The sequence below is a fragment of the Bariatricus sp. SGI.019 genome (genome assembly GCF_050315235.1).
Taxonomy (GTDB): Bacteria; Bacillota; Clostridia; order Lachnospirales; family Lachnospiraceae; genus JAFBIX01.
On record NZ_JBNPOQ010000005.1, the window covers coordinates 18,517 to 44,790 of the forward strand.

At 42.7% G+C, this 26,274-nt stretch carries 28 protein-coding genes; 25 read left to right on the forward strand and 3 right to left on the reverse strand.

Features of this window, described 5'->3' with window-relative positions; genetic code table 11:
• The first annotated feature begins 5 nt into the window (after nucleotides 1–5).
• From ACQRD1_RS04150 to ACQRD1_RS04185, 8 genes are all read left to right on the forward strand, one after another.
• On the forward strand, nucleotides 6–1,181 hold the full coding sequence (locus tag ACQRD1_RS04150; RefSeq protein WP_235233606.1) for a type II secretion system F family protein: 1,176 nt from the start codon (nucleotides 6–8) through the stop codon (nucleotides 1,179–1,181).
• Nucleotides 1,182–1,207: 26 nt separating this feature from the next.
• Nucleotides 1,208–1,384, forward strand: coding sequence for a Flp1 family type IVb pilin (locus ACQRD1_RS04155; protein ID WP_235233607.1), 177 nt, complete (start codon nucleotides 1,208–1,210; stop codon nucleotides 1,382–1,384).
• Nucleotides 1,385–1,488: 104 nt separating this feature from the next.
• Nucleotides 1,489–2,781 (forward strand): DUF5702 domain-containing protein, encoded by a 1,293-nt coding sequence (locus tag ACQRD1_RS04160; protein ID WP_235233651.1) that lies wholly within the window; start codon nucleotides 1,489–1,491, stop codon nucleotides 2,779–2,781.
• A gap of 90 nt (nucleotides 2,782–2,871) precedes the next feature.
• On the forward strand, nucleotides 2,872–3,690 hold the full coding sequence (locus tag ACQRD1_RS04165; protein WP_235233608.1) for a pilus assembly protein: 819 nt from the start codon (nucleotides 2,872–2,874) through the stop codon (nucleotides 3,688–3,690).
• Nucleotides 3,678–4,115 carry a prepilin peptidase gene (locus ACQRD1_RS04170; RefSeq protein ID WP_235233609.1) on the forward strand — a complete coding sequence of 146 codons (438 nt, stop codon included), beginning with the start codon at nucleotides 3,678–3,680 and terminating at the stop codon, nucleotides 4,113–4,115. The genes ACQRD1_RS04165 and ACQRD1_RS04170 overlap by 13 nt, the downstream gene beginning before the upstream one ends.
• A gap of 10 nt (nucleotides 4,116–4,125) precedes the next feature.
• Nucleotides 4,126–4,527 (forward strand): TadE family protein, encoded by a 402-nt coding sequence (locus ACQRD1_RS04175; protein WP_235233611.1) that lies wholly within the window; start codon nucleotides 4,126–4,128, stop codon nucleotides 4,525–4,527.
• An 11-nt stretch (nucleotides 4,528–4,538) separates the two neighbouring features.
• Nucleotides 4,539–5,258, forward strand: coding sequence for a DUF6382 domain-containing protein (locus ACQRD1_RS04180; RefSeq protein WP_235233612.1), 720 nt, complete (start codon nucleotides 4,539–4,541; stop codon nucleotides 5,256–5,258).
• A 148-nt stretch (nucleotides 5,259–5,406) separates the two neighbouring features.
• Complete coding sequence (locus ACQRD1_RS04185; protein ID WP_235233613.1) at nucleotides 5,407–6,021, forward strand: rhomboid family intramembrane serine protease; 615 nt, start codon at nucleotides 5,407–5,409, stop codon at nucleotides 6,019–6,021.
• On the opposite strand, the gene ACQRD1_RS04190 is transcribed toward ACQRD1_RS04185, so the two are convergent.
• Entirely contained in the window at nucleotides 5,950–6,714 is a 765-nt protein-coding gene (locus tag ACQRD1_RS04190; protein WP_235233614.1) for a sensor histidine kinase, read from the reverse strand. The two genes, ACQRD1_RS04185 and ACQRD1_RS04190, sit on opposite strands and share 72 nt — an antisense overlap.
• An 86-nt stretch (nucleotides 6,715–6,800) precedes the next feature.
• Between ACQRD1_RS04190 and ACQRD1_RS04195 the strand changes: the two genes are divergently transcribed.
• Both ACQRD1_RS04195 and ACQRD1_RS04200 read left to right on the forward strand, forming a co-directional pair.
• A complete protein-coding gene (locus ACQRD1_RS04195) occupies nucleotides 6,801–7,208 on the forward strand; it encodes an HIT family protein (protein WP_235233616.1) in 408 nt (135 codons plus the stop codon).
• A gap of 2 nt (nucleotides 7,209–7,210) precedes the next feature.
• Nucleotides 7,211–7,792: a sigma-70 family RNA polymerase sigma factor gene (locus ACQRD1_RS04200; protein ID WP_268826590.1), complete on the forward strand. Its 582-nt coding sequence runs from the start codon at nucleotides 7,211–7,213 to the stop codon at nucleotides 7,790–7,792.
• A gap of 53 nt (nucleotides 7,793–7,845) precedes the next feature.
• Here the strand turns inward: ACQRD1_RS04200 and ACQRD1_RS04205 are convergent, their stop codons facing one another.
• On the reverse strand, nucleotides 7,846–8,913 hold the full coding sequence (locus ACQRD1_RS04205) for an undecaprenyldiphospho-muramoylpentapeptide beta-N-acetylglucosaminyltransferase (protein ID WP_235233619.1): 1,068 nt from the start codon (nucleotides 8,911–8,913) through the stop codon (nucleotides 7,846–7,848).
• 210 nt (nucleotides 8,914–9,123) lie between these two features.
• On the opposite strand from ACQRD1_RS04205, the gene ACQRD1_RS04210 reads away from it, so the two are divergent.
• A complete protein-coding gene (locus tag ACQRD1_RS04210) occupies nucleotides 9,124–9,984 on the forward strand; it encodes a DUF4367 domain-containing protein (RefSeq protein ID WP_235233620.1) in 861 nt (286 codons plus the stop codon).
• A 68-nt stretch (nucleotides 9,985–10,052) separates the two neighbouring features.
• Nucleotides 10,053–10,535: a DUF6147 family protein gene (locus ACQRD1_RS04215; protein ID WP_235233621.1), complete on the forward strand. Its 483-nt coding sequence runs from the start codon at nucleotides 10,053–10,055 to the stop codon at nucleotides 10,533–10,535.
• Nucleotides 10,536–10,888: 353 nt separating this feature from the next.
• On the opposite strand, the gene ACQRD1_RS04220 is transcribed toward ACQRD1_RS04215, so the two are convergent.
• The gene (locus tag ACQRD1_RS04220; RefSeq protein WP_235233622.1) at nucleotides 10,889–11,137 is read right to left on the reverse strand and encodes a TIGR03905 family TSCPD domain-containing protein; all 249 of its coding nucleotides are present in this window, start codon (nucleotides 11,135–11,137) and stop codon (nucleotides 10,889–10,891) included.
• A 236-nt stretch (nucleotides 11,138–11,373) separates the two neighbouring features.
• Here ACQRD1_RS04220 and ACQRD1_RS04225 point away from each other — a divergent pair, with 236 nt between their 5' ends.
• The 13 genes from ACQRD1_RS04225 (at nucleotide 11,374) to ACQRD1_RS04285 (ending at nucleotide 25,969) form a co-directional block, all read left to right on the forward strand.
• Entirely contained in the window at nucleotides 11,374–12,066 is a 693-nt protein-coding gene (locus ACQRD1_RS04225) for a 5'-methylthioadenosine/adenosylhomocysteine nucleosidase (protein WP_235233623.1), read from the forward strand.
• A gap of 129 nt (nucleotides 12,067–12,195) precedes the next feature.
• The gene (locus tag ACQRD1_RS04230; RefSeq protein WP_427786936.1) at nucleotides 12,196–13,086 is read left to right on the forward strand and encodes a hypothetical protein; all 891 of its coding nucleotides are present in this window, start codon (nucleotides 12,196–12,198) and stop codon (nucleotides 13,084–13,086) included.
• 113 nt (nucleotides 13,087–13,199) lie between these two features.
• Nucleotides 13,200–14,630 (forward strand): aminotransferase class I/II-fold pyridoxal phosphate-dependent enzyme, encoded by a 1,431-nt coding sequence (locus ACQRD1_RS04235; protein ID WP_235233625.1) that lies wholly within the window; start codon nucleotides 13,200–13,202, stop codon nucleotides 14,628–14,630.
• On the forward strand, nucleotides 14,623–15,210 hold the full coding sequence (locus ACQRD1_RS04240) for a guanylate kinase (protein WP_235233627.1): 588 nt from the start codon (nucleotides 14,623–14,625) through the stop codon (nucleotides 15,208–15,210). Before ACQRD1_RS04235 ends, ACQRD1_RS04240 begins: the two co-directional genes overlap by 8 nt.
• Nucleotides 15,197–16,186: a DNA polymerase III subunit delta' gene (holB, locus tag ACQRD1_RS04245; RefSeq protein ID WP_235233628.1), complete on the forward strand. Its 990-nt coding sequence runs from the start codon at nucleotides 15,197–15,199 to the stop codon at nucleotides 16,184–16,186. The genes ACQRD1_RS04240 and holB overlap by 14 nt, the downstream gene beginning before the upstream one ends.
• Nucleotides 16,187–16,190: 4 nt before the next feature.
• The gene (locus ACQRD1_RS04250; RefSeq protein ID WP_235233629.1) at nucleotides 16,191–17,102 is read left to right on the forward strand and encodes a PSP1 domain-containing protein; all 912 of its coding nucleotides are present in this window, start codon (nucleotides 16,191–16,193) and stop codon (nucleotides 17,100–17,102) included.
• The gene (locus ACQRD1_RS04255) at nucleotides 17,092–17,832 is read left to right on the forward strand and encodes a tRNA1(Val) (adenine(37)-N6)-methyltransferase (RefSeq protein ID WP_235233632.1); all 741 of its coding nucleotides are present in this window, start codon (nucleotides 17,092–17,094) and stop codon (nucleotides 17,830–17,832) included. The genes ACQRD1_RS04250 and ACQRD1_RS04255 overlap by 11 nt, the downstream gene beginning before the upstream one ends.
• 2 nt (nucleotides 17,833–17,834) lie before the next feature.
• Nucleotides 17,835–18,671 carry a 16S rRNA (cytidine(1402)-2'-O)-methyltransferase gene (gene rsmI, locus ACQRD1_RS04260; protein WP_235233634.1) on the forward strand — a complete coding sequence of 279 codons (837 nt, stop codon included), beginning with the start codon at nucleotides 17,835–17,837 and terminating at the stop codon, nucleotides 18,669–18,671.
• A 183-nt stretch (nucleotides 18,672–18,854) separates the two neighbouring features.
• On the forward strand, nucleotides 18,855–19,967 hold the full coding sequence (locus ACQRD1_RS04265; protein WP_235233636.1) for an ABC transporter ATP-binding protein: 1,113 nt from the start codon (nucleotides 18,855–18,857) through the stop codon (nucleotides 19,965–19,967).
• Between the two features lie 131 nt (nucleotides 19,968–20,098).
• Complete coding sequence (locus ACQRD1_RS04270) at nucleotides 20,099–21,184, forward strand: PucR family transcriptional regulator (protein ID WP_235233638.1); 1,086 nt, start codon at nucleotides 20,099–20,101, stop codon at nucleotides 21,182–21,184.
• A 13-nt stretch (nucleotides 21,185–21,197) separates the two neighbouring features.
• Nucleotides 21,198–23,477, forward strand: a complete 2,280-nt coding sequence (locus ACQRD1_RS04275; protein ID WP_235233645.1) for a hydratase — start codon at nucleotides 21,198–21,200, stop codon at nucleotides 23,475–23,477.
• 113 nt (nucleotides 23,478–23,590) lie between these two features.
• A complete protein-coding gene (locus ACQRD1_RS04280) occupies nucleotides 23,591–24,070 on the forward strand; it encodes an RNA polymerase sigma factor (protein ID WP_235233647.1) in 480 nt (159 codons plus the stop codon).
• Nucleotides 24,071–24,088: 18 nt separating this feature from the next.
• Nucleotides 24,089–25,969, forward strand: a complete 1,881-nt coding sequence (locus tag ACQRD1_RS04285; RefSeq protein WP_235233650.1) for a beta-propeller domain-containing protein — start codon at nucleotides 24,089–24,091, stop codon at nucleotides 25,967–25,969.
• Nucleotides 25,970–26,274: the final 305 nt, after the last annotated feature.

Genomic DNA, 26,274 nt, shown 5'->3' on the forward strand with positions numbered 1-26,274 from the left:
TGCTATTGGGAGGTCTGATTTTTCTTGTGGATTACCTTTCTTCGATGACACCGATGGAAGAGCATATAACAAGAAATTCTTATGGCAAAGGAAGCAAAATCGAAAGTTTTGATGTGAAGTTGGAAAATGAATCGGAGAAAATCCCGGTAGAGCTTGAGATATCAGAACAAAACTATTCTTCCGAAGAGGTACAGGAACTATTTGCAAGAGTGATCCGCAGAATGGAATCATTGATCCTTGCAGAAAATAAAAGCCTGGATCATGTGGAGAAGAATCTGAATTTGTTGGCAGAAGTGCCGGATGAACCGGTGGATATCTCCTGGGAACTGGATCGCTATGATGTTATGAATGTCAAAGGAGAGATACAAAAAGAGGCATTAAAGGAAGAGACACTGGTCAAATTGAGTGCAGTCCTTACCTATCGAGAGAATGAAAAAGATCAGGCGATGTACCAATGTGTAGTCAAGGTCTGTCCAGAAGCATTGACCAAAGAGGAAGAGAATTCGAAAGAGGTGAAAGAAGTACTGCAAAAGAAGGAAGAGAGACAACGAGAAGACAAAATACTATCTCTTCCATCCCGAATAGGAGGACAAGCTGTCACCTATTATAAAAGGATGGACCAGCGAGGAGTCGTGATTATGCTAATGGGGCTGTTGATCGGAGGTCTACTCTGTGCCCTTCAGAGACAGAATCAGGCAAAAGAATCGGAGCAGAGACAACAGCAGATGATGTTGGATTACCCGGAGATTATGAATAAGATCACCTTGTTTCTCGGGGCGGGGATGACAGTAAAAAGAGCATGGAAAAAGGTGGTGGAGGATTATGAGCAACAGAAACCAATCTGGGGATCGCGTTATGCATACGAAGAAATGAAAAAGACATGTTACGAGATGGAGAGTGGTGTGACAGAAGCAGAAAGCTATGAGAACTTTGGGAGACGCTGCAATGTACAAGTGTACGTAAGATTTGGAGCATTATTGTCTCAGAACCTGAGAAAAGGAATGAAAGGTCTGACACAGATGCTAAAATTAGAATCCATTCAGGCATTTGAAGAGCGGAAAGCGCGGGCAAAAAAACTGGGTGAGGAAGCAGGGACGAAGTTATTGTTCCCCATGTTCTTAATGCTGGCAGTGGTTTTGATCATAGTAATTGTGCCAGCATTTATGTCCTTGCAGATATAGTTTAAGGAGTAGGAAGGAGGATGTATATGTGGAGATTGTGGTATATACGAGAGAAGTTAAGGGAAGAAGATGGAATCGGAGTGGTGGAAGTGATCTTGATATTGGTTGTCTTGATTGGATTGGTCATTATATTCAAATCCCAGTTAACCAGTCTGGTACAGAATATTTTTCAGAAAATTGTCAGCGAAAGTTCAGGTATCTGATCATACATATGATATTCAGATACGACTGTAAATTCTGCCGTGCAGAGGTGACTGCGTACTTAAGCTTGATTTTTATTCTTCTGGTCACCTTTGTGTGCAGCATTATGGAAAGTGCATCTATCCAGATGGCAAAAAACTACCAAAGAGCGGATGTAAATCGTGCAATGGAATGTGTGTTTGCGGAATATCAGAAAGAATTATTAGAAGAATACGATATCTTTGCATTAGATGCCAGTTATGAGACAGGACAATATGCGGAACAGAATCTATGGGATCGGATGGATTTCTATGGTGCAGGAAGCATGGAACATCAGATGGAGAGAATACAGTTCCTGACAGACTCTGGATGTAGTTCTTTTTGCAGACAGGTGGCATCCTATATGGAGCAGAAATATGGAATCGATGCATGGAAAGACAAGACGGGGTTGTCTTCCATATGGAAACAGCAAGAGGAAAGAGCCGATACTTATATGGAAGAAGAACAGGAGCAACAACAGTATCTGGAAGGTCTGCTGGCTGACAGTAATGGAGAATTACCAGAAGAAGAGAATCCCATTACTTATGTTGGTCAGCTGAAACAGTCACCAATATTAGAGCTGGTGGTCCCAAAGGAGCAGATCATATCGGAAAAGCAAGTAGATGAAGGCATTATGCTGTCATCACGGGAACAGAACAGGGGGTATGGGACATTTTCGGATGTGGAAGATGGAGAGGGAACGTTATCAACGCTGCTTTTTGGAGAATACCTGTTAGAACATTTTTCGATGTTTACCAATACAGAGCATACCGGAGTTCTGGATTATGAACTGGAATATATCTTTGCCGGGAGGAACAGTGACCGGGAGAATCTGGAAGCAGTAGTGAAGCGGTTGATGACATTGCGTTTTGTCCCTAATTATATCTACATTCAGACGGACAGTGAGATGAAGGCGGAGGCAGAGGCGATGGCAGCAACATTGTGTTCCTTATTGGCTGTTCCGGCAATAACGGAAGCTGCAGCACAGGGGATTCTTCTGGCATGGTCATATGGAGAAACGATTATGGATCTTAGAACATTATTAAGTGGCAATCGAGTGCCTATGACAAAGTCGAAAGAAAGCTGGCAATTGCAGCTTACAGGTTTATTAAAGCTTGGGACAGAAGAAGACAAAAGCGAAGGGCAGGATGTAGCAGATGGTCTGGATTATCGGGAATATCTGCGAATGATACTGTTCCTGAAGAACAAAGAGACCGTTGCAGAAAGAGCATTGGGGATCATAGAACAGAACATGCAGAAGATGTATGGGCAGACGTATTTTCGTGCAGATCTTTGTGTCAGCAGAATGGAGATAAAGACGACCAGCAGATTACGCAGAGGAATTACTTATCAATATAAGACTTATTATGGTTACCAGTAGAGGCAGATACAGATGCCCTCTCAGTTGTCAAGCAAATTTCCCATGAAAAAGGGTTTTATAAAATATGAAGAAAGGAGAAGGATTCGTACCATGAATAGAACAATACTCCCCTCACAATCTATCTATTCCCATTTTTCTGGGAGGGCATCTGCATCTGCCTCTAAAAGACCTTCTGTTGCCGGGAGCATCACATTGGAGGCAGCGATGGCAGTGCCTCTCTTCTTTTTGGCGGTGGTAAGTCTTCTGTACCTGATGGAGATTATGGTTATCCAGACATCTATTCGATGTGGTCTGCAATATGCAGGGAAGCAGGCAGCAAAAGAGGCGTATCCGATTACCGTATTGATGCCGTCCCGTCTGGAAAGTAATATTATCCATGCAGTCGGTGCCGAGCGTCTGGAAAGGAGTATTGTAGAAGGAGGAAGTAGTGGAATCGATTGCTCTGAGTCCAGAATGTCTTCCAGAACAGGAATTGGTGAACTGAAAGTTTGTTATAAAGTACGTTTACCGATTCCATTATTCGGTGTAGCCCCTGTCAAGTATCAGGAAAGTATGCGGATCAAGGCATGGACAGGATATGAAAAAGCAGGATTTGGATCGGAAGATGATGAGACGGTGTATATCACAGAGACAGGGCTTGTCTATCATAAAGATTATCATTGTACACATCTGGATCTATCGATTCATATGGTGCAGACGTCGGACATATCTTCTATGCGAAATGCAGATGGTGGAAAGTATTATGCGTGCGAACATTGTATGAGGAATGGAGGAGATGGTGTGTATATTACGGATACAGGAGACCGGTATCATAGTTCGCTGTCATGCAGCGGACTGAAGAGAACGGTCTATGCGGTTCCGATATCTGAAGCAGTAGGAAAGGGGGCATGTTCCAGATGTGGACATTGAGTCAGATGGTTTGTCAGATGATCCTGGTATGTCTGTCGGTGTCGGATATTTATTTCCGTAAAATACCAGCTGAGATACTGTTATTGACGAATCTTGCAGCTGTCATCTATCAGATTATGATTGGACAGATGGATCCCTGGCTGATTGCAGGAGGTGCAGCCGTAGGCGGCGTGTTCTTATATATCAGTAAAGTTACCCGTGAAGGTATCGGATATGGCGATAGCTGGGCGATATTGATTCTGGGGATTTTTCTTGGAATATGGAAGCTTATGGAAGTTCTTGCAGGTGCGTTCTTCATACTTTCGCTGGCATCTGTGTTTTTTCTTGCAAGGAAAAAGATGTCCCGGAAACAATCTATTCCGTTCTTTCCATTTCTGGCGATCGGATATCTGCTGCAGGTGCTGGCGGGAGGGATGAAGGGATGAGGATAAAGAGATGAGGATAAAGAGATTGCAGGGAAGCATGACGGTAGAAATGTCATTTCTCATGCCTATGATTCTGTTCTTGATCATGGCGTGTATCCTGACGGTGTTCTATTATCATGATAAGAACATCCTGGCAGGGGCGGCGTATGAAACTGCAGTGGCAGGAAGTACAAAGGCAAGAGAAAAGGATGGTATATCAGAGGGAGAGTTAGAATCCCTCTTTTTTCAACGGACAAAGAATAAATGTATTCTGTTTGGAAGCTTTCAAACTACGGTTACGGTGACAGAGGAAGAGATTATAGTCAGAGCGAATGCTTCCCATAACTATATGAAGATATCCGTAATGGAAAGTGCAAAGGTTACAGAGCCGGAGCGATATATCCGAAAGCTGAGAAGAATGAAGCAAAGATAGGAGTAAGAAAGATGGAACGTAAGATTACTATAGAAGAACCGATACGATATCAGGAAGATTATCAGATGCAGATGTTGAAGGTCAACCATCTAAATGGAATATTGAAGATGGGAGGCAGAGGAGTTAACGGATGTAGTTGCTATGATTATGACGTCAGTGGAAAGATATCCATGAAAGCGATGTTTGAAAGAAGCAAAATAAGAGCAGAAGACATTAAAAACTTTCTCGCAGATCTTAATGCAGTATTAAAAGAAGTTGAGACTTATCTTCTGAATATACATTGTATCCTTTTAGATCCAGAATATCTGTTTTACGAAGAAGGAAGCTTCTTTTTCTGCTATTATCCATTGGCAAGGCAGGATCTGTGGGAGGCATTGCACACGCTGACAGAATATTTTGTAAAGCAGGCAGACTATCAGGATGCGGAATGTGTCCGATTAGTATTCTTGTTACACAAAGGAACGATGGAAGAGAATTACAGTCTGGAGAAGCTCACGGCAGAGTGTATTCACAGCCCGGAAACGGAAGAAAAATCTACAGGGGAGAGGGAGAAAGCGATGATAGAGTATGATACAGCAGAGCATGACTGGATTACAGAACAAGAACTTGGAAGCTCCATTATGAGAGAAACAGAGAACTTGTGGACACCGGTGAAACGTTTTCTGAATCGTCATAAAAAACCAAAGTGGGGAGATTGGGATGGATTGCATATCGAAGAAGAGGAATTGTGATTTACACAGTAAATATATTCTACTATTATTATGACATAATAATAGCATTCAATAAAAGAAATAAAGTGTTACTGGTTACTATCTCAAAGAAATTATGCTATACTTAACAAAAGAAATGGAAGAAGCTACCAGAAAGTGATGCGTGATAATGGGAAAAAATGTAAAGAAAGCTCCGTGTACAATCTTAATAGCAGCAATCAATGTGATTGTATTTTTTGTGCTTTCCTTTCAGGGAATGACAGAAGACGGAGCATTCATGTTGAAGCATGGAGCAATGTATGTCCCACTGATGATCGCACAAGGCGAATATTATCGGCTGTTCACCAGCATGTTTCTTCATTTTGGATTCGATCATCTGCTGAACAATATGGTGACGCTGGTTCTGATCGGGTGGAATCTTGAAATTGAGATTGGAAAGATCAAGTTCTTGCTTATCTATATCCTGAGTGGATTGGGCGGAAATATCCTGTCCGCATGGTGGGATATTCAGACGGGCGAATATGCTGTGTCTGCAGGTGCTTCCGGCGCAATCTTTGGACTGATCGGTGCATTATTATATGTAGCGATTCGCAATCGCGGGAGAATCGGTGATATCTCAGGCAAAGGAATTATATTTATGATTATTCTTAGCCTGTATTATGGATTCACAAGTACAGGTGTAGATAATATGGCACATATTGGCGGAGTGTTATCAGGATTCCTGCTGAGTATCCTGCTGTACTGGAAGCGTAATCGTAAAAGTAGAGCCTATTCCTACCGTTGATGTGGCACATATACTTCCGTGATGTGCATGAACAATTCGCTGTGCAACGGCAAGACCAAGTCCAGTGCCGGTTCTCTTATGAGTAACAAAAGGTTCGAAGATAGAGTTCATGTCCTCAGAAGAGATTCCGCATCCGGTGTCAGAGACGGAGATAAGAATATGGCTGTCTTCCAATGCAACATCCATAGAAATAGAAGGATGCATATTGTCTGTTCGAGCCAGAACAGCATCTCTGGCATTGCCCAGGAGATTTAGAATGGTCTGCTTGATCTTGGTAGGGTCTAACATTGTCTCAGGAAGTTCAGGAGAGATTCTGGAGGTAAATTCAATATCTGTATCCAGAAGCGAAGCGGCAAAGGATAAGGATATTGTCTGGAAGAAGTTCTCAGTATCTACAGATGACAGATGCAGGCGTTCGCCATTGTTATAAGAAGATAACTCTTCCAATAGTTGCTTCATATATTCAATATCCTGATGCATCTCTGCCCAGTGGCGGAAGGATGTTACTTCAGGATGTTGAGTCTCGATTAATTGCAAGGTACTATAGACGAGTGTCAATGGATTACGGATTTCGTGACTGATGGTGCTGATTTCCATCCGATGAGATTCTAATAGTCTGGTAAGAAGCTCATTTTTCTCCGGACTTTCTTTCATAATCTGTTGTAATTTGTCGTAGTCTGTCGCTGAAAACATAGTAATTACCGCCCTTTCTGAAGTACCAGTTTAGCATCGGCGGATAAAATAATCAATTATTATTTTTAGGAAAGAAGGATGAGAATATGAAAGATGAAAATTGCATATTTTGCAAACTTGCAAATGGAGAGATTCCAACATCTACACTTTATGAGGATGAGGACTTTCGAGTAATCCTGGACGCAAGTCCGGCAGCAAAAGGACACGCCTTGATTCTTCCAAAAGAACATTATGCGAATCTCTATGAGTTGGATGATGAGGTGGCAGCCAAGGTATTGGTTCTTGCGAAAAAGATGATTACCAGGCTCACAGATATCCTTGGATGCGATGGATACAATATTGTACAGAATAATGGAGAGGCAGCAGGCCAGACTGTGTTCCATTTCCATCTGCATATGATTCCAAGATATAAAGATGATAATGTCGGTCTTGGTTGGAAGATGGGAGAACTGACAGACGAAGATAAAGAGGATATCTTATCTAAGATAAAATAATTTTGGAAGCGAAGGATGAACAAGTGGGAGTTGAATCAATAGGAAAGACTGCCTTCGATGTAATTTACAACGATAATTACGATATTGTATATAAGGCAGCCATGAAATACTCTAGAAATCATCATACTGCAGAAGAGATTACGCAGAAAGTCTTTCTGAAATTATATATGAATATGGATCATATCAATATCAATGCCGCCAGATCTTGGCTGCTTTTGACAGCGAAATACATGGCATTGAACTACAAAAGAGATATGGCGCGGGAGTATCTGGTAGAAGAGATGGATGAAGATGAGGAGAAGATACTATCAGAATCCTGTGAAAACCCAGAAGATACATTTTTCAGAAAAATGAAAGAACGTGAATTCATGAAGCTGAAAGAAGATATATTTGCGGCATTATATAAAAAGAATCTAAGGTGGTATGATGCGATTACAATTACTTATGTATTAGAAAAGCCACAAAAAGAAGTGGCGGAAAATATGGGAGTAACATTAGAAGTGCTGCACAGTATGTTATATCGTGCAAGACAATGGATTAAAAAGAATTTTGAAGAAGAATATGACCACTTGAATAATGCATAAAAACAGGTGCCGATTATGACACCTGTTTTCTGTGTATGATATAGGACGGCAAGTTATTTATTTGCTGCAGCTTCAATCAGATCAATAATGGTATCGATAGAATTCTGCTGAGGTGAATTCTTCATAGCATCTATGTAGGATTCACGATTCTCATATAAGCGAAGAATAGAATCGAGAAGGACTTGTTTATTCAGTTCCTCTTCTTCCAGAACAACACTATATCCCTGGCGTTCAAAAGAACGGGCATTGAGAATCTGGTCACCACGACTTGCATTTGCAGAAAGCGGAATCAAAAGATTCGGTTTGTGAAGTGCAAGAAGTTCGCAGATTGCATTAGCTCCTGCACGGGATATTACGATATCTGTCAGTGCAAAGAGATCCTTGAGCTCATCTTTGATATATTCAAACTGAGCGTATCCATCCAGATTCTTCAAAGAGTCATCAATCTTTCCTTTGCCGCAGAGGTGTACGACCTGAAAATCCTTCAAAAGCTCTGGAAGGATGCCGCGGACAGCTTCATTGACTGCAACAGAACCAAGACTTCCGCCAACGACCATGATCACCGGCTTGTCAGAAGTGAAGCCTAAGAATTCTCTTGCCTTGAATTTGTCACCGGACAATAATTCCTGACGGATAGGAGAACCTGTCAGTACAGCCTTCCCTTCTGGAAGATGTTCCAGCGTCTCAGGGAAATTGCAGCATACCTTTGTTGCTGAAGGCAAGGATATCTTATTTGCAAGACCCGGAGTCATATCAGACTCATGAATAATGGTCGGTACATGTTGGCTCTTACCGGCAAGTACGACAGGAACGGAGACAAAGCCGCCCTTGGAGAAGATGACATCTGGATGTAAGATCTTGACCAGCTTCCTGGCTTCTCCCAGACCCTTAATCACACGGAACGGATCGGTAAAATTCTGAACACTGAAATAACGGCGCAGTTTTCCAGAAGAGATTCCATGATATGGAATTCCGAACTGCTCGATCAGTTCTTTTTCGATGCCGTTGTAAGAACCGATATAGTGGATATCATATTGTAATTCTTTCAGCCGTGGCAAGAGGGCAATGTTCGGTGTGACATGTCCTGCAGTGCCACCGCCAGTTAAGATAATGCGTTTCATAATGACCTCCCAATCTCAATATTACGTAATATTCATACGATATATGCTATAATTATATTATACGTTTACGTGGGAATTGGTCAAGAGAAAGAAAAAGATTTCGAACACGTATCGTGACAGTTCTGACGCGTTTTTCAGATGCGCGGGGTGGACTGTTCACATTGCAACTCACTGTAATCATTCAAAGAAAACCTGACAAGGAGTATTACAATGAAGGAAAGTAAGGATCAACTGGAACAAATCATAAAAAATGAATACGACAGGCTTGCCCAAGAAGAAGAAAACGACATCCAGGCGGATGATACGATAGAAGTACCCGAAGGAACGAAAGAGTCTCTGCGTGCGAAGATTGATCAGCAGATCGAAGAGATGAAAAAAGAAAAAATATATGCTCAGTTATCGGAAGAAGACCGAAAAGCTCTGGAACTGGGACGAAAGATCATGGCAGAAGAAGAACAGGAGAAGACAGAAGCCAAAGTGGTGCACAAGAAAAAGCGGTTTAAGATGTACTTTGGCCTGGCAGCAGTGCTGATACTGGTGATGGCCGTAGGAATCACCAGTATTGGTGGACCCGAGAGAATTGTGAGGATGCTGAAACAGGCAGTTGGAGACAGGGAAGTTGAGAAGGTTACCTCGGGTGAGGATAGTATGACAATAGTGGAAGAGAATGAGGAAAAGGCTTATGAAAAAATCAAAGAAGTTTTTGGTGTAGAACCAGTAAAATTAACCCAGAAAGTTGAAAAAATGAAATTTAATCGAATGGAACTAGATGAAGAAATGCAAATTGCAGAATTATTTTATGAGTATAAAGGAGAAAATATAGTGTACTTTATTAATGCTTCATATGCAGATGCTTCATTAGGAATTGATGTTGAGGATGAAGTTGTTAATAATAGTAAAAAAAATATTGAGGGATGTGAAATTGAGATTAAAGAATATAGGACTCCAAGTACAAATACAGAAAGATATTCCGCAAAATTTAAGTATAATGGACTTGAGTACTTCTTAGTAGGAACAATGGAAAAGGAAGCGTTTGATATAATTATAAATAATTTGTTTTTTTATAAATAATTACGTTAGTTTTTGCTGATTTAGGTGTTTAAATATATGAGGGTAAAATCCTATAAAGGAGGTGGAAGATGAAAAAAAGAATTATGTCTGTGTGCTTTGCATTGTTGTTAATGACGAACATGCTATTAATTTCAACAACTAATGTCAAAGCGAGTTCAGATGATCCAATTTTGGATGGTTCGTATTTGACTCATGATGAAGAATCTATTGGTTATGATACGAAGATTACCAGAGGAGAAGATTTGCTTACAGGTTATTCCAAATGTGTTCGACTTGGACCCGGAGAATTATATGCCGGAGGAACAACAATTGCTGCGCATACTGTAGCAAGTGTACAAGTTGCAGTAATTATTGAAAGAGCTCAGGAAGGTGATGATGCTTGGGAATATTATGATGGTTGGAATAAGGAAAACTTGAATATGGACCGAGTAGCGTCAAATCGTTCTTTACAGGTAGAAGGCGGTTACTACTATCGTGTAAGATGTGAGCATGCAGCAAATAGTGACGTGAGCTGTTCCTTTACCGATGGAATCTACATTGAAGAACCTTAGGAATCTTTCAGATGGGGATCTGAACAAGAGGGAAAAAATTTATTAACTGACAGAAAAACAAAAAACAAAGAAACAAAAACAAAAGCCAATTAAAAAAATTATGTTGCGCCAGTCGGGGAGATTGTGGGAAGCGCCGTTTGCGGTGCGATTTAAAGGAATGAAAACTATTAATTTAATTTCAACCTTACATTGAGAAACCGTAAGACCCACGAGACGGGTTAAAGTCGTCGCAGACGGTGCTTCCCACAATCTCTCCGGCCAAAAAAAGAACGAAAAACAAAAAAGAAAGGATACGAGGCTACATGCTAGGCTTCGTATCCTTTTCCCATGTTATAAGAAATCTCGTTCCCATCCTAATTATTATTCGCGAGTGCCATGCGAAGTGCCTTGGAGAGCTGGTCAGGGCAGGATGTTGCCTTGCTTCCGCAGGTAATGCCTTCCATACGAGAGATGGCATCGTGAACATTCATGCCTTTTACCAGGCTGGAGATCCCGGTAGTATTTCCAGCACATCCACCAACAAATTCTACATTCTTAATGATGTCTCCGTCCAGTTCTACTCGGATCAGCTGGGAACAGACACCATGTGGTCTATAATCCATGCGTATTTGCCTCCTTTGTGTTTCGATATATCGGATTATAGCAAAGAATCCGGGCAAATTCTATAATTTTTCCGTATCTTTTATAAAAAGATCATGAATCAGTCATAAGTTGAAATCCCATTTTCCATCCGTTATAATAGAGCATAGCACAGATGTATGATTGTGATGTAGAGAACATCTTGGGCATATCCTGAGATGAATCAATGGATAAGTTTATTAAGGAGGATGTCGGATATATGATAGGAATTATCGGAGCAATGGAAGAAGAAGTCGCAGCATTGAAGGATGATATGGAGGTACAGGAGACGATCGAGCAGGCATCTATGGTGTTCTGCAAGGGAACGTTATGCGGCAAAGAGGTAGTGGTAGTGAGAAGTGGGATCGGCAAGGTTAATGCAGGAATCTGTGCGCAGATTCTGGTGGACAGATTCCAGGCAGATACACTGATCAATACTGGAATTGCGGGATCTCTGGATGCGAAGATCGATATTGGGGATATGGTCATCTCTACAGATGCCCTGCATCATGATATGGATGCCACGGTATTTGGTGATCCTGTGGGACAGGTGCCGCGAATGGATACATTGGCATTTCCGGCGGATGAGACGTTGGTTCAAAAAGCAGTCCGGGCCAATGAAAAGGCGAATCCGGATATCCATACATTTACCGGAAGAATCGCAAGCGGAGATCAGTTCATCTCTTCGCAGGAAGTGAAAGAAAGAATCGTGGAGAATTTTCATCCGCTGTGCGTGGAGATGGAAGGAGCTGGGATCGCTCATGCCGCTTACCTGAACAAAGTTTCGTATGTCATAATCCGTGCCATTTCGGACAAAGCCGACAACAGTGCGACCATGGATTATCCGGCATTTGAACGCAAGGCAATTGCCCACAGCGTAAGGCTTATGAAGGAATTGCTGCCAATGTTGTAGAATGGATCCTGTACAAGAATCCTGTGAATCTGACAGATTCTCCCTCGGGGAGGTGCGGAATCTGTAGAACGGTTTTTGAGCTCTCCTTTGGAAATTCAGCTATAATGCTAGACAAAGGAGGGCTTTATTATGTTAGAAATCATATTGGACGGGCACGTATTATTCGTGCTTATGGGAATCCTGACAGTCTTAGGGATCGTGAGTAAATGTATCGCCAATGTCACTTTGAAACGTCTGGTGCGCGCAGCGGGGAATATGAACAAAAGCACCCATCCGCTCATGCGCCTGGTGCGCGCCAAGTTTGAACACGCGTGTATGGTCAGCGACAAAGTGGAGAATGTCAGGGTATTTGTGGACAAGTATCTGTACGAGTACCGGGTGCTGGGGATGAAGCTTCATGGATGGAGAAGGATGGAGAATATAACTGCCGGACTGTGTCTGGTGCTCGGAGCCGGCGGAGCGTTGCTGGAATATCTTATGAACGGAATGGGAGATATGGTGCTGAGAACAGGAGCAACAGGAGCGGGTCTTGCAATTTTGGTCTATCTGGTGCATCTGATAACGGATGAAAGATATCAGTTGGAAGCAGTGCAGAATTATATGGTAGATTATCTGGAAAATGTATGTCTTCACCGTTATGAGAAGTCGTATCAGAAGGAGATCAAGGTTATGGCACAGGAGGGGCCATCTATGGAATTTGGCGTAATGCCGGAAGAGAAAAATGAGACGCCAGATTCAGGGGCAGGTCAGGAGATATCAAGTCCTTCCGCTCCCAGAGTTGTAACACCAAGACCAGAAGAGATGCCGCAGCCGTCACCTCAGCCAGCGCCACAGAAAGTCTCACAGATCACACCGCAGGTAACACCACAGACAATGGTGCAGACACCTTCACAGAGCATTCCTCAGGCAGCATCACAGATGCAGACAGCTTCCAGAGACAAGGAATCAAGGAAAGGCAAGTTGGATGAAGTGGAGAAGGATGTCCTGATACGCCAGATTCTGGAGGAGTTTATGGCTTGATTAAACCTTTCTGATTTGATAGAATGGTAACATATACTTTTAAGAGATGAAAGCTTGACAGCACTGAAATACATTTACGATATGGAAGGCTGCTGTTGGAGACAGAGATTATAATGCGTACAATATATGACAGATTGAGAGAATATAGTCATTCGGATTATTATGGTTTCCATATGCCAGGGCACAAGAGGCAGATGGATCTGTTGGGAGATACTTCTCCTTATTCGATTGACATCACCGAGATTGACGGATTCGATGATCTGCACCACGCAGATGGTATCCTGAGGGATGCACAGGAGCGTGCGGCAAGAATCTATCATGCGGATGAGACGCATTTCCTTATCAATGGAAGTACGGTGGGAATCCTGAGTGCTATATTCGGTGTGACTCAGAAGGGAGATACCATACTTGTGGCAAGAAATTGCCACAAGTCTGTGTATCATGCGATAGATATGAATGAATTGAATCCGGTATATCTATATCCGGCTTTTGATTCAGAGGCTCAGTTGAATACAGAGATTTCCGCAGAAGATGTCCGGACAGCTTTGGAGAAGAATCCCAAGATACGTGCTGTGGTCATAGTATCGCCGACGTATGATGGAGTGGTATCGGATGTGGAAGCAATAGCAGAAGCGGTCCATGAAAAAGGCATTCCGATCATTGTTGATGAAGCCCATGGAGCGCATTTTGGCTTTCATCCTTATTTCCCAGAGAACTCCAATACTAAGGGGGCAGATCTGGTCATTCACAGCCTTCATAAGACGCTTCCGTCATTGACACAGACGGCGCTCTTACATGTGAACGGAGATCTTGTGGATCGAAGAAAGGTGAAGAAGTATCTGGATATGCTGCAGACCAGCAGTCCGTCTTATGTGTTGATGGCAAGCATAGACGCTTGTGTTGAGATGTTGGAGCATAAGGCAGAAGAATGTTTTGCACCTTATGTGGAGAGGTTAGAGTATATGCGGATGCGATTATCGGGACTTCTAAGACTGAAGCTGATTCAGACAGAACATTTTGACCGGTCGAAGCTGATCATATCTGTGAAGGATACGGACCTTACCAGCAGGCTGCTTTCGCATATTCTGCTGGAAGAATATCATCTGCAGATGGAGATGGCAGCAGGCACTTATATCTTGGCGATGACATCCATTGGAGATACGGAAGAAGGGATGAATCGCCTGATTGCGGCGCTGGAAGAGATAGATGAGAAGGTGGACCGGCGAATGAGAGAACATGGAATCTCAGAAGTGTTCCAGATTCCGGTACAGTCCAGTCTTCCAAGGGCCCAGATTATCTGTTCAGGCGCTGAGGTAGAGCTTTTTTCGGAAGAAGGGATGATCAGATCACTGCCATGGCAGGAAAGCGTTGGTCATGTGGCAATGGAATATGCATATCTCTATCCGCCGGGATGTCCGTTGGTAGTACCGGGAGAAAAGATATCACAAGAGGCGGCAGATATGTTACAATGGTATCAGGATCTGGATTTTACCATAGAAGGATTGAAAAAAGAGCAGTACATAGAGGTATGGATGCATGGGTAAGATATATTATATGATGGGAAAGAGTTCCTCCGGCAAGGACACGCTGTTTAAGGAAGTGAAGCAGGCAATGCCGGAACTGAAGACCATAACGCTCTACACAACACGGCCGATTCGTGAAGGAGAGCACAATGGTGTAGAATACTTTTTCGTGTCAGAGGATACGTTAAATGCATATGAGAGCCAAGGCAAGATTATCGAGATGCGGGCATATCATACCGTGCATGGAATCTGGAAGTATGCGACGATCGATGACGGACAGGTGGATCTGGATCACGAGAATTATCTGGTGATCGGCACATTGGAATCATACGATAAGATGAGAACATATTATGGAGCGTCGAATCTGGTGCCTATATATATAGAAGTAGAAGACGGGGAGCGTCTGATGCGTGCCCTGAAGCGTGAGAGGGAGCAGGAAGTTCCCAGATACGCGGAACTGTGCAGGAGATTCCTTGCGGATACCAAAGATTTTTCAGAAGAGAACCTTGCAAACCTTGGAATTACCAGAAGGTTCGTCAATCAAGACAGAACACAATGCTTAGAAGAGATTATAGGGGAAATACGATATGGGAAGCTTTAAAGATGTGGTTGGCCACAAAGATATTATCAAATATATAGGAAATGCAATAAGAGAAGATCAGGTATCTCATGCATATATTATGAATGGAGCACGAGGCTCTGGGAAGAAGCTGCTGGCGAATCTTTTTGCGACAACACTTTTGTGTGAGAAGGGTGGACCTGATCCCTGTAATGAGTGCCATTCCTGCAGGCAGGCAGAGAGCGGCAATCATCCGGATATTATCAGAGTGACACATGAAAAGCCGAATTCTATCAGTGTTGATGATATTCGGGAACAAGTCAATAACACGATTATGATAAAGCCTTATCAGGGACCTTACAAAATATATATTATCGATCATGCAGATATGATGACGCCACAGGCGCAGAATGCACTCCTGAAGACGATTGAGGAGCCGCCGAAGTATGCAGTGATCATGCTGTTGACGGAGAATGCAGAGACTTTGCTTCCGACCATTACCTCCAGATGCGTCATGCTGAAACTTCGCTATATCAAAGATACTTTGATTAAGAAGTATTTGATGGAGACTATGGAGATCCCAGATTATAAAGCAGAGATCTGTACTGCATTTGCCCAGGGCAACATGGGACGTGCAATCATGCTGGCGAACTCAGAACATTTTAATGAGATTCGTGATGAGGCAATTCAGCTGCTGAAATACATTCACGAGATGGAATTGAGTGAGATCGTACAGGCAGTCAGCCGGATTACGAAGTATAAGTTAGAAATTACAGATTATCTGGATATCATTATGATATGGTACCGGGATATCTTGCTGTATAAAGCGACCAAAGATATCGACAAGGTCGTATTTAAAGATCAGATAAATTATATCAAAGAACAGGCCAAAAAGAGCTCTTATGAGGGTATCCAGTTAATTCTGGAGAGCCTTGAGAAGGCCAAAGCCAGATTGAAGGCGAATGTAAACTTCGATCTGGTAATGGAGCTTTTGTTCCTGACGATAAAGGAGAATTAATAATATGACAAGAGTGATTGGAGTAAGATTCCGTCCCGCAGGAAAGATCTATTTCTTTGCACCGGGGAAATATGAGATCAAGACGGGTGATAAAGTAATCGTAGAGACGGCGCGCGGTGTGGAGTTTGGATCTGTTGTGAGTGGTCCGAAGGATATAGAAGATAACCAGGTTACACAGCCACTGAAACCGGTGATCCGTATAGCGACCAAAGACGACATCCGTAGGGAAGAAAAGAATCGTGAAAAAGAAAAAGAGGCTTTTGAGATCTGTCTGGAGAAGATTCGTAAGCACGGATTGGAAATGAAGCTGATTGATGCGGAATATACATTTGACAATAACAAGGTGCTCTTCTACTTTACTGCAGACGGAAGAATTGATTTCCGTGAATTGGTAAAGGATCTGGCTAGCGTATTTCGGACCAGAATTGAATTACGGCAGATTGGTGTGAGGGATGAGACGAAGATTCGCGGAGGAATCGGAATCTGTGGCCGTCCACTGTGCTGTCACACGTATCTGACGGAATTTGCGCCGGTATCCATCAAGATGGCAAAGGAACAGAATCTGTCATTGAATCCAAGTAAGATATCTGGTGTATGTGGAAGACTGATGTGCTGCCTGACCAATGAGGAAGAGACATACGAAGAGCTGAACAGCCATCTTCCGAACAATGGTGATCATGTGACAACACCGGAAGGGTTAAAAGGTGACGTACAGTCTGTCAATGTGCTGCGTCAGCTGGTCAAGGTAATCGTAACACTGGATAATGATGAGAAAGAGATCCGTGAATATAAAGCATCGGAACTGAGGTTCAAGCCAAAACGTAAGAAGAAGGACGTGAAGCTGACCAAGGAAGAGATGGCGGAACTGAAGGCACTGGAAGAAAAGAATGGAGTGTCCAAATTAGATGATGAATAATTTAAAGCCCGAAGAGCGTCTGGACGATCTTCAGATTAAAGGATATGAGATCATCCAGAGTCCCGGACGATTCTGCTTCGGGATGGATGCGGTGTTGCTGTCGTCTTATGCAAAGGTCAGGAAGAGAGAACTTGCACTAGACCTGGGAACAGGCACAGGAATTCTGCCGATTCTTCTGGAAGCCAAGAATGAGGGAGAACATTATACGGGACTGGAAATTCAAGAAGAAAGTGCAGACATGGCGCGCCGGAGTGTGAGCCATAATGGGCTGGAAGATAAGATTGATATTGTAACGGGAGATATTAAGGAAGCGTCCGGAATCTTTGGGGCAGCTTCCTTTCATGTCATTACGACCAACCCTCCTTATATGATCGGAGAGCACGGTCTGAAAAATGAAAATGAAGCATTGTACATTGCACGGCATGAGGCATTGTGTACGCTGGATGATATTTTGAGGGAAAGCGCAAGATTGTTAAAGCCGAAAGGGCGGTTTTATATGGTGCACCGGCCATTTCGGCTGCCGGAGATACTTGCCAAGATGTCAGCATATGGAATTGAGCCAAAGCGGATGCGGCTGGTCTATCCCCACATTGATAAAGAGCCGAACATGGTACTTCTGGAAGGACTGCGGGGTGGAAGACCACGAATGCAGGTGGAGCCGCCACTTATCGTGTATCGGAAAGATGGAGAATATACGGAAGAACTTCTGGAGATATATAGGAGGAAATAACAATGCCAGGAACATTATACTTGTGTGCCACCCCCATCGGCAATCTGGAGGATATGACATTTCGATGCATCCGGATTCTGAAAGAGGTGGACTTGATCGCAGCAGAGGATACCCGCAACAGTATCAAGCTTTTGAATCATTTTGAGATCAAAACGCCGATGACCAGCTATCATGAGTACAATAAGATAGAAAAGGGACATAAGCTGGTAGAACATCTGCTGAACGGAGAAGATATTGCATTGATCACGGATGCTGGAACTCCGGGAATCTCAGATCCGGGAGAAGAACTGGTGAAGATGTGCCAGGAGGCGGGAATTGTGGTGACTGCAATTCCTGGGGCAGCAGCTTGTATTACAGCACTTACGATATCTGGATTGTCTACAAGAAGATTTGCATTCGAGGCATTTCTTCCGGCTGATAAAAAGGAACGTCAGGCAGTGCTGGATGAGCTGAAGGAAGAGACGCGGACGATTGTCTTATATGAAGCGCCGCATCGTCTGGTGAAAACGTTACAGCTTCTGTATGATACGATTGGCAATCGTAAGATCAGTATCTGCCGGGAGCTTACCAAGAAGCATGAGACGGTATTCGCTGCAACGATGGAAGAAGCACTTGCATATTATAATAATCATGAGCCAAAAGGCGAATGTGTGATGGTGATAGAAGGAAAGAGCCGCGACGAGATCCGGGCAGAAGAACAGGCACACTGGGAAGAGATGACTATCGAAGAACACATGGAGTATTATGAGAGCCAGGGGATCGATCGAAAAGAGGCCATGAAACGCGTTGCAAAAGACCGGGGAATCGGGAAGCGGGACGTCTACAAAGCACTGTTATAATGCGCCGCTGTAAAGTGATAATCAAGTAATAAGAAGCATTCGTCAACTTGTATAGAAAACCCTGAAAAAATTGTTCAACTTGGGCATAGCCGAAGTTGAACTTTTTTTATATACTTTGAACAGAGCAAAAAAAGCGTAAGAAATAATGTCGGTATGGCAGAATGATTTAGGAGGAAGATTAAAATGGCAAGTTTATCATTAAAACACATTAACAAAACATATCCAAACGGATTTGAAGCAGTAAAAGATTTCAATCTTGAAATTGAAGATAAAGAATTTATCATCTTCGTAGGACCTTCAGGATGTGGTAAATCAACAACACTTCGTATGATCGCTGGTCTGGAAGAGATCTCTTCCGGAGAATTAAAGATTGGGGACAAGATCGTTAACGATGTAGAGCCTAAGGACAGAGATATCGCAATGGTATTCCAGAACTACGCTCTGTATCCACATATGACAGTATATGATAACATGGCATTTGGTCTGAAGTTAAGAAAAGTACCAAAGGATGAGATTGATAAGATGGTTCGTGAAGCTGCTAAGATTCTTGACCTGGAAGCATTGTTGGATCGTAAGCCAAAGGCTTTGTCAGGTGGACAGAGACAGCGTGTTGCTATGGGACGTGCTATCGTACGTAATCCTAAGGTATTCCTTATGGATGAGCCTCTTTCTAACTTGGATGCAAAACTTCGTGGACAGATGCGTATCGAGATCTCTAAATTGCATCAGAGATTAGGTACAACAATCATCTACGTAACACATGACCAGACAGAAGCTATGACACTTGGTACAAGAATCGTAGTTATGAACGCTGGTATCGTTCAGCAGGTAGATACACCACAGACACTGTATGATCGTCCGTGCAACCTGTTCGTAGCAGGATTCATCGGATCTCCACAGATGAACTTCGTAGATGCTGTATGTAAAGTAAATGGCAGCGAAGTATCTCTGATCGCAGGACCTTCTGAGATTAAATTGCCAGCAGCAAAAGCTAAAAAACTTATCGATGGCGGATACGATGGAAAGACAGTTGTTCTTGGTATTCGTCCAGAAGATGTACATGATGAGCCGGAATTCCTTGCAAAATCTCCAGATACAGTTATCGAAGCTAAGATTCGTGTATACGAGATGCTTGGTGCTGAAGTATTCTTGTACTTCGATTATGAAGGATCTAGCATGACAGCAAGAGTTGAGCCTAAGACAACAGCAAGAACAGGTGATGTTGTTAAATTTGCTCTTGATGCTGACAAGATCCACGTATTCGACAAAGAGACAGAGCAGACAATTACAAACTAGGAATAATAACAATGAGGTCAGACACTTTCGGGTGCCTGGCCTCTTCTTTGCTGTATTGAAGTAAAGTATTAGACATGATTTCTATCCTATGGTAAAATAAACATGTATGCTACAGAATAGGAGGATATCCATTGTTATCAAATCAAATATTACATAAAACCGTACAGGATGTGAAGCGGATTACCGGATTAGAATGCGCTGTGTGGGACATGAAGGGAATCTGCCTTGTAATGACAAATGAAAAAATGATAAGTCTTGATGCAGATGTCTCAGAGTTTTGTAAGTCGGCACAGGAGAACGAGAAGAAAGTCAGCGAAGATGTAGGAATGTTCTTGGCATATGAAGATGAAGATCCTTGTTATGTATTCGTTTTAAAAGGAGATTCTCCACAGCTGGAAATGGCAGGCAGAATGGGAGTCAGCCAACTGGAGAATCTGCTGTTTGCTTACAAAGAACGAATGGATAAGAATCGTTTTATCCAGAATCTGATTCTGGATAATCTGTTGTTGGTCGATGTGTATAATCAGGCGAAAAAGATGAAGATCCCGGTAGAACTGCGAAGGACCGTGTTCCTGATAGAGGCGAAGAATGAAGGGGAGAACCTGATTCTTGAGACGTTAAAGGGATTATACGCTACGGGCACAAAGGATTTTGTAACGGCAGTGGATGAAAAGCATGTAATTCTTGTAAGAGCATTGGAGAAGACGGATGATTACCAGAAGCTTGCGCAGATTGCCAGAGAGCTGGTAGATACGCTGAATATGGAAGCAATGGTAAGTGTAAGAGTTTCTTATGGAACGATCATCGAAGAGCTGAAAGACGTGTCCAAGTCATACAAAGAGGCGGATATGGCATTGGAAGTTGGAAGAGTATTCTATTCCGATAAGAATATTCTGGCATATAATGAACTTGGAATTGGACGGCTGATTCATCAGCTTCCATCATCTCTGTGCGAGATGTTTCTGGAGGAAGTATTCCAGGGAAATGTCGCAGATCAATTTGAAGAAGAAGAACTGACGACGGTCTACACATTTTTTGATAACAATCTGAACATATCAGAGACTGCCAGACAGTTATATGTACATCGCAATACGCTGGTGTACCGTCTGGAGAAGATCCAGAAGAAAACAGGGTTAGATGTCAGGGTATTTGACGATGCTTTGACGTTTAAGATAGCCATGATGGTAGCAGACCACATGAAATACATAAATAATTAGGAGGAGATAGTACATGGTGAAATTATACGAAAATGGAGTCTATCTGTTAAACGGCACTGAGATTGTGGAACATGCAGAAGAAGTAAAGGCAAAGACAGGACAGGAATTGTCACCGGCTGAGGCTGCGAAGAATACGATGGCATACCATATCCTTGAGGAGCATAATACTTCTGGTAATATGGAAAGATTACAGATTAAATTTGATAAATTAACCTCTCATGATATTACATTTGTTGGAATCATTCAGACGGCAAGAGCATCCGGCCTGGAAAAATTCCCGATTCCTTATGTCCTGACGAACTGCCATAATTCTCTCTGCGCAGTGGGCGGAACGATCAATGAAGATGATCATATGTTTGGGCTTACTTGTGCAAAGAAATACGGTGGAATCTATGTACCACCTCATCAGGCAGTTATCCATCAGTTCGCACGAGAGATGCTGGCTGGCGGCGGTAAGATGATTCTGGGATCTGACAGTCATACGCGTTATGGTGCACTTGGTACGATGGCAATGGGCGAAGGTGGACCGGAGCTGGTAAAACAGCTGCTGAATAAGACTTATGATATTAAGATGCCACAGGTCGTAGGAATCTATCTGGATGGAGAACCGATGAAGGGCGTTGGTCCGCAGGATGTCGCACTGGCAATCATTGGTGCAACATTTGCAAATGGATATGTGAATAACAAAGTTATGGAGTTCGTAGGTCCTGGAGTTGAGAAGCTGAGTGCTGACTTCCGTATTGGAATTGATGTTATGACTACAGAGACAACCTGTCTGTCCTCTGTCTGGAAGACGGATGAGAAGATTAAGGAATTCTACGATATTCATGGAAGAGTAGAAGAATATAAGGAACTGAATCCGGGAGCAGTGACCTACTACGATGGTATGGTCTATGTGAACTTGAGTGAGATCAAGCCAATGATCGCTATGCCATTCCATCCGTCAAACGTATATACAATTGATGAAGTTAATGCGAACCTGAAGGATATCCTTCATGATGTAGAGCAGAAAGCACTGGTAAGTCTGGACGGAGCAGTTGATTATAGCTTACAGAATAAGATCGTTGATGGAAAATTATATGTAGATCAGGGAATCATCGCAGGATGTGCAGGTGGTGGATTTGAAAATATCTGTGCGGCAGCAGACATCATTAAGGGACATTATATCGGATCGGATGAATTTACCTTCAGTGTATATCCGGCAAGTACCCCAATCTATATGGAATTAGTGAAAAATGGAGCAGTTGCGGATCTTATGGAGGCAGGAACGATCGTGAAGACAGCATTCTGCGGACCTTGCTTCGGCGCAGGAGATACACCTGCTAATAACGCATTCTCTATCCGCCACTCTACAAGAAACTTCCCGAATCGTGAAGGTTCTAAGCTGCAGAGTGGACAGATTGCATCTGTTGCACTTATGGATGCACGCTCTATTGCAGCAACGGCTGCAAACAAAGGATTCCTGACACCTGCTACGGCGATGGATGTGGAATACAAAGGCCGCACCTACCACTTTGACAAGAATATCTATGCAAATCGTGTATTTGACAGTAAGGGAGTTGCAGATCCTTCCGTTGAGATCAAGTTTGGTCCAAACATCAAAGACTGGCCGGCAATGGCACCACTTCCGGAGAATCTGCTGTTAAAAGTTGTATCTGAGATACATGATCCGGTTACCACAACCGATGAGTTGATTCCTTCTGGTGAGACTTCCTCTTATCGTTCTAATCCGTTGGGACTGGCAGAATTCGCACTCTCCAGAAAAGATCCGGCATATGTTGGACGTGCAAAAGAAGTGCAGAAAGCGGAAAAGGCAATCGAAGCCGGACAGTGTCCTCTGGAAGTACTGGATGAATTAAAACCAGTCATGGCAAAAGTGCAGGAAACTTACCCGGAAGCAGGAAAGGGTAATCTTGGAATCGGAAGTACCATATTTGCAGTAAAACCAGGAGACGGTTCCGCAAGAGAGCAGGCGGCATCCTGCCAGAAAGTGCTTGGTGGCTGGGCCAATATTGCGAATGAATACGCAACTAAGAGATATCGCTCGAACCTGATCAACTGGGGTATGCTTCCATTCATTACAGAAGAGAATCATGAGAACTTAAGCTTCAAAAACGGCGATTATATATTCGTTCCAGAGATCCGAAAAGCAATCGAAGAAAAAGCAACCGATATCAAAGCATACGTGGTCGGCGAAGGATTGAAAGAAATTGATCTCAAGCTCGGAGATATGACAGACAACGAAAGAGAAATTATCTTAAAAGGCTGCCTGATCAACTACTACAAAGGTTAAATAAAAGAAAACATACACGGGGACGCAGTTTTTTCTGCGTCCCCGCAACAGTTACCCCTATTTTTGACTCTAATATGTACCAGTACCCATATATCTTGCAGGGAGGAAAAGATATGAAGTGTGATGCGAATACATTTGCGCAGATGTATGAGACAGTCTATAAGGATCTGTATCGATTTGCTTTGTGTATCATGAAGAACCAGCATGAGGCGGAAGATGCAGTCAGTGAGGCAGTGATTGCTGCCTACGAGAATGTCCGAAAACTACGGAATGCCGATGCGTTTAAAAGTTGGATGTTCACGATTCTGTCCAATATCTGCAAGAAGAAATTGAAAAATGCAACAAAAGAGGCGCTGTGTTCATGGGAAGATACATATGAATCTTTCTCCGTTGAGGAAAAAGACATAGGTCTGTCGGTAGATATCAGGAGGGCATTTTTTGTATTGGAAGAAGAAGAGCAGATCGTTATAGGTTTATCGGTCTTTGGCGGATATAACAGTAAAGAGATTGGGAAAATGCTGAGCCTAAATTCTAATACTGTGCGGTCGAAAAGACGACGTGCACTGCAGAAGATGGAATGTGTATTAAGATAAGTCAAGGGAGGCAGCTGTATGGATAGAAGAGAAAAGGAGATATTAGATAAGATTCAGAAGCAGACGGAGAATATTGAGATTCCAGAGAATCTTGGGCCGGATCGGATTCATCGGATGCTGGAAGAAAAGGAACCGAAGAAAAGAATACGAGTGTATCGGATGGGTGCCCTGGCGGCTGCGTGTGTGGTGATCGTGGCAGGAATTGCGGTATGGCAACTGGCAGGTTCCCGGCAGGAACAACAGACGGTGACAACGCCATCGGATAATGTTATCAGTGACAGTAAGACCATTGCCACTGCAGAAGATTATGAACAGGTATATCGTTATATTGAAGCGTACCAGGAAGAATTCTCCAAAGAGAGAGGAGTCGTCACAGAGGAATATGCTGTAGATAGGGGAGATTTTCTGACAAGTGGATCGAATGAATCTGCGGCCGATTCGAAAAGTGCAGTTTCTGACTATGCTGCGTCAACTGGCGATTATTCTCAGACGAATGTAAGACAAGAGGGTGTCGATGAAGGAGATGTAGTAAAGACAGACGGAAGATACTTGTATATTCTGGAAGATAATGAGCAGGAGATAGCAATTGTTGACACTGCCGGCGGAAATATGGAAAAAGTATCTTCTATATCCGTGGAAGAAGACTATATCTACGAATTCTATCTGGCAGAAGAACAGAAGAAATTAGTGGCAGTGTGCAGTCACAGTGGTCTCAATACGGAGGCTGTCAAGGTCATTACCTATGATATCCAGAATCCACAAAAGCCACAGATACAAGGTACAGTTACTCAAAGTGGCAGCTATCATTCATCTCGTATGTCGGATGGATATCTATATCTGTTCAGTGATTACTTTCTGCAGGATCAGGCGAGAAAAGAAGAACCAGAGACTTATATACCGATGGTAAATGGTAAACTCATAGAGGAAAAGGATATCTATCTGCCACAAATCTCTCAGGCATATATGTATGAAGTGATTACAGCGGTCAATCTTGAACATCCTTCTGAGGTCACAGACAGTAAAGCACTATTTTCCAAGGGTGGAGATATATATGTCAGCAATGAAAATATTTATTTCTATGAGACCGAATGGAGGTATTCAAGTAATGATGTGACAACCGTCCGAAAGGTATCTTATAAGAATGGAATGCTGACAGCAGAAGCACAGGGACAGTTTGAGGGATATCTCAATGATTCATTTTCGATCGATGAATATAAAGGCTATCTGCGAGTGGTAACCACCGAAGGTGAGACGAATTCCGTATATATTCTGGATCAAGAACTGGAAATTGTCGGTTCCATCACAGGACTGGCTGAAGATGAGAGGGTATATTCCGCCAGATTTCTGGGAGATACTGGTTACTTCGTAACGTTCCGTGAGACAGATCCTCTGTTCAGTGTTGATCTGTCAGACCCGGAGCATCCAGAGATTATTGGTTCGCTGAAAATCCCAGGGTTTTCCGATTATCTGCATTTTTACGGAGAAGATCAGCTGCTTGGAATTGGTATGAATGTAGATGAAGAGACTATGACGACCGATGGTGTCAAGCTGTCCATGTTTGATATCTCGGATCCTGCAGATGTCAAAGAGAAAGATACGTATGTCCTGGAAAATGTATATAGTACAGACGTTTCTTATGATTATAAGGCAGTACTCATTGATTATGGACGTAATATCATTGGATTCTCCGGTGATGCACAGGGAGGAGAAAAATACTATCTCTTTGCGTACGATGAAGAGAGTGGCTTTGTCTGCAATATGGAAGAAGAAATCAACGGGAATGGACTGCGAAGCGTCAGAGGCGTCTACATAGACGATACATTGTACGTTGTACAGGGCAATATTATAGAATCCTATAGTTTGAAGGACTACCAGAAAACAGACGACTTAATTTTGTAAATATAACGAAAAAATAATAAAAATCTGAAAATTTATACAAATGAATAAAATTATAAATTAATAAAAAGAAAATATAAAAATAGTGTTGACAAATATAATCTCAAGTGCTATTATATAATCAATCCAAAGGAAATCCAAATTAACCAAAAGAATTCCTGACGAGAAAGGGAATCAAAAGTGAAGGATGTCCCATATAAATAATTCTATATGAGATGTTTTTAGAAGGGAAATGGATGAAGATAGTTATAGTTCATATGTCGGTGAGGTATAACAAAATTGGAAATATAAGTTAAAGGAGGCTTAAT